Source organism: Arthrobacter sp. BF1 (genome assembly GCF_056680215.1).
Genome location: NZ_CM155271.1, coordinates 2,117,858 through 2,130,554, shown reverse-complemented (window position 1 = coordinate 2,130,554; position 12,697 = coordinate 2,117,858). Strand labels below are relative to the sequence as shown.

Here is a 12,697-nt window from a genome sequence, read left to right as displayed (position 1 = left end):
CCTACGCTGCTTCGAGAATTGCGACGACGCCCTGGCCGCCGGCGGCGCAGATGGAGATGAGCCCGCGTGCGGGCCTGCCCTTCACCCGGCCTTGGGCCTGCAGCATCTTGGCGAGGGAAGCGACGATGCGCCCGCCGGTGGCAGCAAACGGGTGGCCCGCCGCAAGGGAGGAGCCGTTGACGTTCAGCTTGGCGCGGTCGATGCTGCCGAAGGCGCCATCGAGCCCCAGCCGCGTGCGGCCGAATTCCTCGTCCTCCCACGCTGCCAGGGTGCTCAGGACAGTCCCGGCGAAGGCTTCGTGGATCTCAAAGAAATCGAAATCGGCCAGGGTCAATCCGTTCCGGGCCAGCAGCCGCGGGACCGCGAATGCCGGTGCCATCAGGAGACCGTCCTTGCCGTGGACGAAGTCCACCGCTGCGGCTTCCCCGTCCACCACCGTTGCGAGCATGGGCAGGTCATGGGCTTGGGCCCACTCTTCCGATGCCAGCAGGACCGTGGATGCCCCGTCCGTCAACGGAGTGGAGTTTCCGGCGGTCATGGTGGCCTCGGCGCCCAGGCTCTTCCCGAAGACCGGCTTGAGGGTTGCCAGCTTCTCCAGTGTGGTGTCGGCCCTCAGGTTGGAGTCCTTCGCGAGCCCCCGGTAGGGGGTCAGAAGGTCATCGAAGAACCCGGCATCGTAAGCGGCAGCGAGGTTCCGGTGGCTGTTGAAGGCCAGTTCGTCCTGGGACTCACGCGAAATGTTCCACTGCGCGGTTGTGAGGGCCTGGTGTTCACCCATGGACAGGCCAGTGCGTGGCTCTCCGGTGCTGGGCGCGTCAGGGGCGAGGTCCTTGAGCCGCAGCCGGCTGAGTACCTGCAGCCGCTGCGGAAGGGTCTTGGCCCGGCTGACGTCCAACAGCACCCCGCGCAGGCCTTCGCTCACCGCGATGGGAGCATCGGAGGCCGAGTCAACACCGCCGGCGATTGCAGAATCGATCTGGCCCAGCTTGATCTTGTTGGCCAGGCTCAACACTGTTTCCAAGCCGGTGGCGCACGCCTGCTGGAGATCGTACGCGGGGGTCTCCGCCGACAACGCCGAGCCCAGGACAGCCTCACGGGTGAGGTTGAAATCCCGGGAGTGTTTCAGGACCGCGCCGGCGGCGACCTCCCCGATCCGCTCGTCCTGGAGGCCAAACCTGGCAATCAGGCCGTCCAGCGCAGCAGTCAGCATGTCCTGGTTGGAGGACTTGGTGTAGGCCCCTCCTGCACGGGCAAAGGGGATCCTGTTGCCGCCCACGATCACCGTCCGGCGGATTGAAGGCGTTGCACCCGTTGCAGCCGGGCTGGCGGGTTCCTGGGGTCCGGTGGCGGACTGTCCGTTGACGGACATGGGTGTCTCCTCTGATCTGCGACGGTTACCGATACTCAGCGTACCTGATACGCTGAGTATCGTGAACAACCTCCCCACCGAACCGACGACGCCGGCTGCCGGCCTTAACGCCGACGGCCGCTCGTCCCGGTGGCAGACCCACCGGGAGGAACGTCGCCGGGAACTTATCAAGGCCGCCCGCCGGGCAGTCCACGCATTGGGCAGCGACGCCTCCATGGAGGAGATCGCAGCAGCCGCGGGCACATCGAAGTCGGTCTTCTACCGCTACTTCGGTGACAAAGCCGGCCTGCAGCATGCTGTCGGTGAGGTGGTCCTCAGCCAGATGCAGCGCAAGATCCGCGAAGCAGCGCAGGCTGCCCAGACGCCCAGGGAAGGCCTGCTGGCCATGATCTCGGCATACCTCCAGATGGCGGAAACCAGCCCCAATGTGTATAGCTTCGTCACCCGCTACACACCCGTGGACGCCGATAACCAGCAGGGATCAGCAGCAATTTCGGGGGCCTTGGGACATTTTTTCGACTCCATTGCCGAAATGATCGCCGCCCCGATGCGGACGCATCTGGGCGATGGCCGGGCAGCGGTCATCGGCTACTGGCCCACCGCCGCCATCGGCTTGGTCCGGAGCGCCGGGGAACAGTGGCTCAGCACCCCCGATTCCGCTGCGAAACCGGACCAGGCAGCCATGGCCCAGCAGATTACAGCGTGGCTGTGCGTGGGGATCGCCCCGGAACTCTTGGAAACACCTGTCAGAACCAACGAAGGACATTGACATGACCGAAGTAGTGGACCGCCGCGGCGGCGCCGGCACGGCCGCAAACAACAAAGCCGTAAAAACGGCCGCGCACGCGGGCGGCACCAAGGCACCGTCAGCGGGGGCTCGCGCCAACGCGCGGCCAACCTCGCCGCCCGCCGTCGACGTTGCGGCCCTCGGCGAGCAGCTCCTGGGCAAGTGGGCGGACGCCCGCCGCCACTCCCGTGCGCTGGCAGGTGACCCGGCACTGCATAAGACAGAGGGCCTCACACACACTGAACACCGCGCCCGGGTCTTCGGGCAGCTGAAGTACCTGGTGGACCACAACGCCGTGCACCGGGCCTTCCCCGCGGCGCTGAATGGTGCCGATGACCATGGCGGCAACGTTGCCGGATTCGAGGAACTTGTCACTGCCGACCCGTCCCTGCAGATCAAGGCCGGCGTCCAGTGGGGTCTCTTCGGCTCGGCCGTGATGCACCTGGGCACAGCGGACCACCATGCCAAGTGGCTGCCGGGCATCATGAGCCTGGACATCCCGGGCTGTTTCGCCATGACGGAGACCGGCCACGGCTCGGATGTTGCCAGCATCGCCACCACCGCGACTTTCGACGAAGCAACCGGGGAATTTGTCATCCATACGCCGTTCCGGGCCGCGTGGAAGGACTACATCGGCAACGCAGCCATCGACGGCCTGGGCGCCGTGGTTTTTGCCCAGCTTGTGACTCAAGGCGTGAACCACGGCGTCCATGCGTTCTACGTCGACCTCCGGGATCCCAGCACCAAGGAGTTCCTGCCCGGCATCGGCGGTGAGGACGACGGCGTCAAGGGCGGCCTGAACGGGATCGACAACGGCCGCCTGCACTTCACTAACGTCCGCATCCCCCGGACCAACCTCCTCAACCGGTACGGCGATGTCGCCGCCGACGGCAGCTACACGTCTCCCATAGCCAGTCCCGGCCGCCGCTTTTTCACCATGCTCGGAACCCTGGTCCAAGGGCGCGTCTCGCTGGACGGCGCGGCCGTCGCAGTGTCCAAGATCGCCCTTGCCGCCGCCATCCGCTACGCCACCGAACGCCGCCAGTTCAACGCGTCTTCCCACACGGACGAAGAGGTCCTGCTGGACTACCAGCGGCACCAGCGCCGGCTGTTCACCCGGCTGGCCACCACGTACGCCGCGGGCTTTGCCCACGAGCAGCTGCTGCAGAAGTTCGACGACGTCTTCTCCGGCGCCCATGACACCGACGAGGACCGCCAGGATCTGGAAACGCTGGCGGCCGCGCTGAAGCCGCTCAGCACCTGGCACGCCCTGGACACTCTGCAGGAGTGCCGTGAGGCCTGCGGCGGTGCGGGCTTCCTGATCGAAAACCGCTTCGCCTCACTCCATGCGGACATGGATGTCTACGTCACGTTCGAAGGCGACAACACGGTGCTGCTCCAGCTCGTGGCCAAGCGGCTCCTGGCCGACTACGCCAAGGAGTTCAGGAACGTCGACTTCGGCGTGCTTGCCCGCTACGTGGTGACCCAGGCAACCGGCGTGGCGATCCACCGCACCGGGCTGCGGCAGGTAGCACAGTTCGTCGCCGACACGGGGTCAGTGCAGAAGGCCGCCATCGCGCTTCGGGACGAAGAGGGCCAGCGTGCCCTCCTGACTGACCGCGTCCAGACCATGGTGTCGGACGTCGGAGCAGCCCTGAAGGGTGCCGGCAAGCTTCCGCTCGAAAAGGGTGCGGCACTGTTCAACCAGCACCAGAACGAGCTGATCGACGCGGCCCAGGCCCACGCTGAACTCCTGCAGTGGGAGGCCTTCACCGACGCTTTGCGCGACGTCAGCGACCCTGGCACCAAGGTAGTGCTGACCTGGCTCCGTGACCTGTTCGGCCTGTCACTGATCGAAAAGAACCTCTCCTGGTACCTGATGAATGGCAGGCTCTCCATGCAGCGCGCACGCACAGTGGGCGACTACATCAACCGGCTCCTCGTCAAGATCCGGCCACACGCCCTGGATCTGGTGGACGCGTTCGGCTACGGGGATGAGCACGTTCGCGCCGCGATCGCCACTGGCGCCGAAAGGGCACGGCAGGACGAAGCCCGGGCGCATTACAGGGCGCAGCGGGCCAGCGGCACCGCGCCCGTTGACGAGAAAGTGCTACTGGCACGCACCGCGGCTGCCGCCCGCAGCCAGCGAAACTGACCGCCGAAGGCACAGTCAGCAGCCCGTCAACGCACGACGGCGCCGCTCCCCCTTGGGTGGGAACGGCGCCGTCGTGCGTTGTCAGTCAGTTACTGCGGGGCGTTAGGAAAGCACCGAGCGGTAGACCTCAAGGGTGGTCTCTGTGATGGAATCCCAGGAGAAGTGCTCCTCGGCGCGGCGGCGGCCGGCCTGTCCCATGGCGCGCGCCCGCTCAGGATCGGACACGACCTCGGTCAGGGCCGCGGCGAACTCGGTCACGAACTTCTCCGGGTCCAGCGGCGTTCCCGTGCCGTCCGTGACTTGCTCCAGGTCCACCAAAAGGCCGGTCTCACCGTGCTGGACCACCTCCGGAATACCTCCGGTAGCGCTGGCCACCACGGCTGCGCCGCAGGCCATGGCTTCCAGGTTCACAATGCCGAGCGGCTCATAGATCGACGGGCACGCAAAGGCGGTCGCGTGGCTCAGGACCTGGATCAGCTCGTGGCGTGGAAGCATTCGCTCGATGAGGATGACCCCGGTCCGCTGCTGCTGCAGCTCCTCGATGAGGCGGGCCGTCTCAGCAGCGAGCTCAGGGGTGTCCGCTGCGCCCAGGCAAAGGACCAGCTGGACATCCGCAGGCAACTTGGCGGCGGCCCGCAGCAGGTACGGAACGCCCTTCTGGCGTGTGTTCCGGCCAACAAAGACCACGCTGGGCTTCTGCGGGTCGATGCCGAGGGCCCGCACCGCGTCGTCGCCTTCATCGCGCTGCCACAGGTCAACGTCGATGCCGTTGTGGACCACCCTGACCTTGGCGGGATCAACATCCGGATAGCTGCGCAGGATGTCCTGGCGCATGCCCTCCGAGACGGCGATGATCGCTGCCGCTGCCTCATACGCGGTCTTTTCCACCCAAGAGGACAGCGCATAGCCGCCACCGAGCTGCTCAGCCTTCCAGGGCCGCAACGGCTCCAGGCTGTGCGCGCTGAGCACGTGCGGGATGCCGTGCAGCAGTGACGCCAGGTGTCCGGCCATGTTCGCGTACCAGGTATGGGAGTGGACGAGGTCTGCCCCCTCGATGTCCGGCACGATGCGCAGGTCGACACCCAGGGTCTGGACGGCGGCGTTGGCCGAGCCGAGGTCCTCGGGCACGGCATAGGAGGTCACCCCGGCACCGTGGTAGTCAGCGTCGCGGGGAGCCCCGAAAGCACGAACCTGCAGGTCAACATGCTTACTAAGCACCCTGCTCAACTCGGCCACGTGGACTCCGGCGCCACCATAGATCTCCGGCGGGAACTCTTTAGTCACAATGTCTATTCGCACGTTACCCAAGGTAGTCGTTCCGCCGTATCTGTTCTAGTGTGAAGGAGTCCGGGCATGCCGGACTGTTTGGGGAGTTACGAAGGCGTACAGGAGCGACCACAATGCCGTTAAACAAAAAAGTCCTGGCCATTGTCCTTGCAGGCGGCGAGGGAAACCGGCTTATGCCACTGACGGCGGACCGGGCCAAACCTGCTGTGCCGTTTGCAGGCAGTTACCGCCTCATCGATTTTGCGATATCCAACCTGGTGAATTCGCGGTATCTGCAAATCGTGGTCCTCACGCAATATAAATCCCATAGCCTTGACCGGCACATTTCCGAAGCATGGCGGATGTCCACCCAGCTCGGCAACTATGTGGCCTCCGTTCCCGCACAGCAGCGCGTAGGCAAGAGCTGGTTCCTGGGCAGCGCAAACGCCATCTACCAGTCCTTGAACCTTATCCATGACGCCAACCCCGACATCGTCGTCGTTGTTGGCGCGGACCACGTCTACCGGATGGACTTCGCCCAGATGGTGGAGCAGCACGTGCTGAGCGGGGCCAAGGCCACCGTGGCCGCCGTGCGCCAGCCGCTGAGCATGGCCAACCAGTTCGGTGTGATCGAAGTGGACCAGAACGACGCGCAGAAGATTGCGGCATTCGTGGAGAAGCCCGCCACCACGCCCGGCCTTGCTGCCGATCCCAGCCAGTTCCTGGCTTCCATGGGCAACTACGTCTTCGATGCCGACGCCTTGGTGGCGGCCTTGCATGTGGACGCCGAACGGCTTGATACCAAGCACGACATGGGCGGTGACATCATCCCCTACTTCGTCAGCCAGGGTGAGGCCGGTGTCTACGACTTCACGCTCAACGACATCCCCGGCTCCACCGAACGTGACCGCACGTACTGGCGCGATGTCGGCACCATCGACTCTTTCTACGACGCGCACATAGACCTCATCTCGCCGGTGCCGATCTTCAATCTGTACAACTCGGAATGGCCCATCTACACGCGGCAGAGCATCTCGCCGCCCGCTAAGTTCGTCCGCGGCGAGGGCAATACAGTGGGCTCGGCATTGGATTCCATTGTTGCGAGCGGGTGCGTGATCTCCGGCGGCATCGTGGAAGGCTCGGTGCTCTCTAATGACGTTTTTGTCGGCAGGTCCAGCCGCGTGCTCGACTCGGTGCTGATGGACAAGGTCAATATCGGTGAAGGTGCCGTCGTCAAGCGCGCCATCCTCGACAAAAACGTCAAGGTCCCGGCGGGCGCCACGATCGGCCTCGATCACGACCTCGACCGGGCCCGCGGCTTCAAGGTCACAGACTCCGGCATCACCGTGCTGTCGAAGGGTCAGTTCGTCCCCGAACCGGACGACGCCGAGCGCGCCCTGGCCGCGGCCAATCTCGTCCTCGTGCCGGACGCAGTCAGGGCCGCCACGGAAAAGTGGTCCGAGTTGCGGGAGTCGGTGGACAAGGTCGCCGAAGTACAGGCCGCCGCCGTCGGCGTCTCCGTGCACGGCGGCTCAACAAAGTCGTAGCTCCCGTCAGGAGCCCGGTCGTCCCACCGTTGGGCCGGGCTCCTTTCAGGCTGTAAAATTGGGGCAATGAGCTCCCCCGATCTGTCAGCCGGGCTGACGCCTGAGGAAATCCAGGCCTGCCTGAAGGTTCTGAACACCATCCACGTCTATGACGAGGAACACCCGGACTACGTTTCGGTGCGCCGGGCGACCGGGAAAATGTTCAAGGCAGTAAAGCGCCACCGCCGCGTCACCAAACGCGACCTGATCTCCGAAGCCGACCGGGCGGTCCTCGCCCAGACAGCCACTGCAGCGCCGGACCGCATTGACGACGAAACGCGCGGCAACAAACTGGCCACCTCGGCGACCGGCGAAGTTGCCGGCCACCTGATCAGGTCCCGGCCCTGCTACATCTGCAAACAGCATTACACGCAGGTGGATGCGTTTTACCACCAGCTCTGCCCCGAGTGCGCGGCTTTCAACCATGGCAAACGGGACGCCAGGACAGACCTCACGGGCCGGCGCGCACTGCTCACGGGCGGACGCGCCAAGATCGGCATGTACATTGCCCTGCGCCTGCTTCGAGACGGCGCACACACCACCATCACCACCAGGTTCCCCAAGGACGCTGCGCGCCGTTTCGCTGCCATGGAAGACAGCAGCGACTGGCTTCACCGGCTACGGATTGTGGGCATCGACCTGCGCGACCCCTCACAGGTCATGGCACTGACGGATTCCCTGAATGCTGCGGGCCCGTTGGACATCATCATCAACAATGCGGCCCAGACGGTGCGGCGCTCCGGCAATGCGTACAAGCCGCTGGTGGACGCCGAGGACGAAGCGCTGCCCGCCGAACTGGAGGCCGCCAACGGCGGCCCGGAGCTGCTGACCTTCGGCCATGCCCACGACAAGCACCCGCTCGCCCTGGCCGGCACCGTGACCGATCATCCGGTCCTGGCCGGCGACGCCATCACCTCACTGGCACTGTCCACCGGTTCGGCTTCGCTGGAACGCATCGCGTCAGGCACGGCGATTGACGCCGGCGGGCTGGTTCCGGACCTGGCCACCATCAACAGCTGGACCCAAGTGGTGGATGAGGTGGATCCGCTGGAGATGCTCGAGGTCCAGCTCTGCAACGTCACTGCACCCTTCCTGCTGGTCAGCAGGCTCCGGGACGCCATGAAGCGTTCCACTGCGCACCGGAAGTACATCGTGAACGTCTCCGCCATGGAAGGGCAGTTCTCCCGCGCCTACAAGGGCCCGGGCCATCCGCACACCAACATGGCCAAAGCCGCCCTCAACATGATGACCCGGACCAGTGCCCAGGAAATGCTGGACGCCGACGGCATCCTGATGACGGCCGTGGACACCGGCTGGATCACCGATGAGCGCCCGCACTTTACCAAGGTCCGCCTCATGGAGGAGGGCTTCCATGCTCCGCTGGACCTGGTGGACGGCGCTGCCAGGGTCTACGATCCGATCGTGATGGGCGAGAACGGCGAGGACCAGTACGGGGTTTTCCTGAAGGATTACAAGCCCAGCCCCTGGTAGGCAGAAGGACACTGTCCTGACTCGGGCCGCACAGCGTAGGCTCGGCGTCATGAGCAGCGAATCAATTACCGAAGTCCACAACCTGGAACACCACGAGTGCTGGGAGCTCCTCCGGACAGTCTCCGTGGGCCGGCTTGCCGTCCTCGTGGACGGGCATCCGGACATCTTCCCCATCAACTACACCGTGGACGGCGGAACGATCGTCTTCCGCACCGGCCAGGGGACCAAACTGGCAGCAGCGTCCGGAGGTTCCCACGTCGCAGTGGAAGCCGACGGTGTGGATGCTGTCAGCGGCCTTGCCTGGAGCGTGGTACTCAAGGGCCCTGCCGCCGCCATCAAGGGCACGGAAAGCATCCTGGACACCGCCGCGCTCTACCTGTTCCCGTGGCAGGCCGGCAAGAAAGACACGTTCATCCGGGTCAGCCCTGACTCCCTGACCGGACGCCGGTTCAAGGTCACCGCCCCGATGACCTGGTGGACGCAGCTTAGTGGAGCGGCCAAGGCCTCGCCCGAGTGATCCGTGTGCTTGACCGGCCTACGCCAGGCGGGTGATCTCCACACTCACGCTCAGCGCAGACCCGCCGCCGCCGGAGAGAATGCCCTTCAGCGGCGGCACATCGCGGTAGTCCCGGCCCCTGGCCACGGTCACGTGGAAATCCCCCGCGGGCTTATGGTTCGTGGGGTCCCAGCTGCGCCAGGCCCCGTCCCAGAACTCCAGCCACGCATGCGACTGCCCTGCGACCGTCTCGCCGATCGCCGCCGTCGACCTCGGGTGCAGGTAGCCGGACACATACCGGGCCGGGATCCCGCAGCTGCGCAGTGCACCGATGGCAAGGTGTGCAAGGTCCTGGCAGACGCCCTGCCGCTGCCCCCATGCTTCCTCCGCGTTGGTGGTAACCGCTGTGGAGCCGGACATGTAGGTCATCTCGCCGCGCATCCACTCGAAGACCGCCATGGCGGCCTCATGCGGGTTCTTGCCTTCAACCACGCCTGGAATGATGCCGAGGACTTCGTCGCCCGGCCTGCTCAGCTGGGACTGCGGCAGCCAATCGCTGAACGAATTCAGCGTTTCCCCTGATGCCAGCACATCCCACCCCACGATGTCGGCCTCGGCGGGGATTTTTTCTGCCCGGTACACCTCGACCGTGATGTTGGAAACGACCTCGAGGTGCTCATGCGGCATCTGCATATCGAAGGCGGTCACCCTGGTGCCCCAATAGTCCCGGTAATTGCTCACGGCCGCTTGCGACGGCGACACCTTGAGCACCGACTCAAGAACCACCTGCTGGGAGTCCGTCAGGGGCGTCATGCGTGCCTCGTTATATGACAGCGTGACGCGCTTGTTGTACTTGTAGGCCGTGGTGTGGATGATACTCAGCCGGGTCATGAAACTTCTCCCACCCAGGCCAGTTCGTCCGCCTGATTGAAGTACTTACGGGAAATGGCGTCCGAGGCCTGGGCCACGGCCTTCTGCACGCGCTCCATGTGCTCGGGCAGCTCGGACATCAGATCGTCCGTGCGGTGGAACTCGAGGAAGGTGCGGGCCTGGCCCACGATGCGGCGGGCGTCGTTAATGAAGCCCACGCGCTGTGCGGACGGATCCAGCTTGGCGAGGCACTCATCAGCGTCACGCAGCGCGTAAACGATGGAACGCGGAAACAGCCGGTCCAACAGCAGGAATTCGGCTGCGTGCTGGTCACCGAAGGCTGCCCGCCGGGTGCGCAGGAAAGACTCATAAGCCCCGGCGCACCGCAGCATGTTGACCCAGGACATGCCCGCAGATAGGACATCGCGGGTGGAGAGCATCCGGGCCGTCATATCCGCCCGCTCCAGCGAACGTCCCAGCACCAGGAACAGCCAGCTTTCGTCATGGCTCACGGTGGTGTCGGCCAGGCCACTGACCATTGCGGTTCGTTCAAGAGTCCAGTTGCAGAACCGGTACGTCCCCACCACATCCTTGCGGTGCTGGCTCAGCCCGTAGTAAGTGGTGTTGAGGCTCTCCCACAGTCCCGAGGACACGGTCTCGCGGGCACGCCGTGCGTTCTCGCGTGCGGCGCCAAGGGACCCCGCGATGGAGGTGGCGCTGGTTTTGTCATAGGCCAGGGCATGCAGCAGTTCGGGCAGCCCGAAATCTTCGCTCTGCGGCCTCGCACCCATCACCGCGAGCAGTTCCTGCGCGACGCGGCGGCGCTCGTCCATGGGCAGGTGGTTGAGGCGCTCCAGGTGGACGTCCAGGATACGCGCAGTACCGTCGGCGCGCTCCACATAGCGGCCGATCCAAAATAGGGACTCAGCAATACGGCTAAGCATTCGCGGTGACCTCCTGTGCGTCCGAAATCTGTGGGGATGAACCCGTTGCTGTTACTGCCGGGGCCAGGCCGCGGCTCACTGCTGCTGCTCCGGCTGGCGGTCCCGCCAGTTGCTTTCAACCGGCCAGACGGACACGCGTTCGCGGATGGAAATCGTAGGCCGCGGAACCGTCTCCACCGGCACCTGCGGCGAACCGGCCAGCACCCACGTGTCCTTCGACCCGCCGCCCTGGCTGGAATTCACGATCAGCGAGCCTTCCTTCAGCGCTACGCGGGTCAGGCCGCCGGGCAGTACCCAGACGTCGTCGCCGTCGTTCACTGCGAAGGGGCGAAGGTCCACGTGGCGGGGCCCGAACTTGTCCCCGCCCAGGGTGGGCACCGTGGACAGCTGAAGGACAGGCTGGGCGATCCAGCCGCGGGGGTCGGCAATGACCCGCTGGCGAAGGGCTTCGAGCTCGTCCTTGGACGCGTCAGGGCCGATCACCAGGCCCTTGCCGCCGGAACCGTCCACGGGCTTGACCACGAGCTCTGCCAGGTTGTCCAGGACGTACTCCCGGGCTTCCTTTTCCTCGAGCCGGAAGGTGTCCACGTTGGCGATGACGGGTTCTTCGCTGAGGTAGTAGCGGATGAGGTCCGGAACGTAGCTGTAGACGAGCTTGTCGTCGGCCACACCGTTGCCCACGGCGTTGGCGATGGTCACGCCGCCGGCGCGGGCAGCGTTGACCAGGCCGGGGCAGCCGAGCATGGAGTCCGAACGGAACTGCAGGGGGTCCAGGAATTCGTCGTCGATCCGCTTGTAGATCACGTCAACGCGCTGCTCGCCGGCCGTGGTGCGCATGTAGACGCGGTTGCCGCGGCAGATGAGGTCCCGGCCCTCCACGAGCTCCACGCCCATCAGCCCTGCCAGCAGGGTGTGTTCAAAGTAGGCGCTGTTGAAGACACCTGGAGTCAGGACCACCACGGTGGGATCGTCGACGCCGGCCGGCGCCGTTTTGCGCAGCGCCGACAGCAGCCGCCGGGGGTACTCCTCCACCGGCCGGATGAGCTGCTGGCCGAAGGCCTCAGGCAGGCCTTTGGCCATGGCGCGCCGGTTCTCCAGGACATAACTGACGCCCGAGGGCACCCGCACGTTGTCCTCCAAGACACGGAACGTTCCTGCGGCGTCGCGGACCACGTCGATGCCGGAAATGTGCACCCGGACCCCGCCTGCAGGCTCGAAGCCGTGCACCTGGCGGTGGAAATGGGCGCTGGTGGTGACGAGCTGGCGCGGGATGACGCCGTCGGCCACGACGTTCATTTTGTCGTAGACGTCGTTCAGGAAGGCTTCCAGGGCACGCACGCGCTGCGCCACACCCTTTTCCAGCACGGTCCATTCATCGGCAGGGATAACGCGCGGGACGATGTCGAGCGGGAACGGCCGTTCCTCCCCCGCAAAGTCAAAGGTCACACCACGGTCCAGGAACGTGCGCGCCATCGAGTCCGCCCGCGCGCTGACATCGGCGAGGGAAAGCTTCCGGAGCGCGTCCGCCACCTCCACGTACGAGCCGCGGGCCTCCTGGCCGGGGGCGAACATCTCGTCGTAGGCGCCGGTCCGCCCGGCGGCCTCGGAGTAATCCTGGAATAGGTCTGACATGTCCTTTAGCCAACCATCTTTTTGTTTCGAATTCATTACCGCCATCCATTGTGGCGTGTTGCACCGCTGCCGCCGGTTCGTTGAATACGCGCGACATCCGG

Annotated in this window: 10 protein-coding genes; 5 read left to right on the top strand and 5 right to left on the bottom strand. The window is 65.3% G+C overall.

Annotated features, from left to right (window positions below; genetic code table 11):
• Position 1: 1 nt before the first annotated feature.
• Positions 2-1,369, bottom strand: a complete 1,368-nt coding sequence (locus tag AC1MCD_RS09970) for an acetyl-CoA C-acetyltransferase (RefSeq protein WP_498678089.1) — start codon at positions 1,367-1,369, stop codon at positions 2-4.
• On the opposite strand from AC1MCD_RS09970, the gene AC1MCD_RS09965 reads away from it, so the two are divergent.
• Positions 1,368-2,138 carry a TetR/AcrR family transcriptional regulator gene (locus AC1MCD_RS09965; RefSeq protein WP_498678087.1) on the top strand — a complete coding sequence of 257 codons (771 nt, stop codon included), beginning with the start codon at positions 1,368-1,370 and terminating at the stop codon, positions 2,136-2,138. The genes AC1MCD_RS09970 and AC1MCD_RS09965 overlap by 2 nt on opposite strands.
• 1 nt (position 2,139) lies before the next feature.
• Complete coding sequence (locus AC1MCD_RS09960; protein WP_498678084.1) at positions 2,140-4,311, top strand: acyl-CoA dehydrogenase family protein; 2,172 nt, start codon at positions 2,140-2,142, stop codon at positions 4,309-4,311.
• Between the two features lie 102 nt (positions 4,312-4,413).
• Here AC1MCD_RS09960 and glgA read toward each other — a convergent pair whose 3' ends face one another.
• Entirely contained in the window at positions 4,414-5,610 is a 1,197-nt protein-coding gene (gene glgA / locus AC1MCD_RS09955; RefSeq protein ID WP_498678082.1) for a glycogen synthase, read from the bottom strand.
• 101 nt (positions 5,611-5,711) lie between these two features.
• On the opposite strand from glgA, the gene glgC reads away from it, so the two are divergent.
• From glgC to AC1MCD_RS09940, 3 genes are all read left to right on the top strand, one after another.
• Positions 5,712-7,124 carry a glucose-1-phosphate adenylyltransferase gene (gene glgC, locus AC1MCD_RS09950; protein WP_498678080.1) on the top strand — a complete coding sequence of 471 codons (1,413 nt, stop codon included), beginning with the start codon at positions 5,712-5,714 and terminating at the stop codon, positions 7,122-7,124.
• Positions 7,125-7,190: 66 nt separating this feature from the next.
• Complete coding sequence (locus AC1MCD_RS09945) at positions 7,191-8,654, top strand: SDR family NAD(P)-dependent oxidoreductase (RefSeq protein WP_498678078.1); 1,464 nt, start codon at positions 7,191-7,193, stop codon at positions 8,652-8,654.
• Positions 8,655-8,703: 49 nt separating this feature from the next.
• Positions 8,704-9,171, top strand: a complete 468-nt coding sequence (locus tag AC1MCD_RS09940) for a pyridoxamine 5'-phosphate oxidase family protein (RefSeq protein ID WP_477709070.1) — start codon at positions 8,704-8,706, stop codon at positions 9,169-9,171.
• Between the two features lie 18 nt (positions 9,172-9,189).
• Here AC1MCD_RS09940 and AC1MCD_RS09935 read toward each other — a convergent pair whose 3' ends face one another.
• The 3 genes from AC1MCD_RS09935 to AC1MCD_RS09925 form a co-directional block, all read right to left on the bottom strand.
• Positions 9,190-10,041 (bottom strand): transglutaminase family protein, encoded by an 852-nt coding sequence (locus AC1MCD_RS09935; RefSeq protein WP_498678076.1) that lies wholly within the window; start codon positions 10,039-10,041, stop codon positions 9,190-9,192.
• Positions 10,038-10,964: an alpha-E domain-containing protein gene (locus AC1MCD_RS09930; protein ID WP_111909491.1), complete on the bottom strand. Its 927-nt coding sequence runs from the start codon at positions 10,962-10,964 to the stop codon at positions 10,038-10,040. The genes AC1MCD_RS09935 and AC1MCD_RS09930 overlap by 4 nt, the downstream gene beginning before the upstream one ends.
• Positions 10,965-11,039: 75 nt before the next feature.
• Positions 11,040-12,596: a circularly permuted type 2 ATP-grasp protein gene (locus AC1MCD_RS09925; protein WP_498678074.1), complete on the bottom strand. Its 1,557-nt coding sequence runs from the start codon at positions 12,594-12,596 to the stop codon at positions 11,040-11,042.
• Positions 12,597-12,697: the final 101 nt, after the last annotated feature.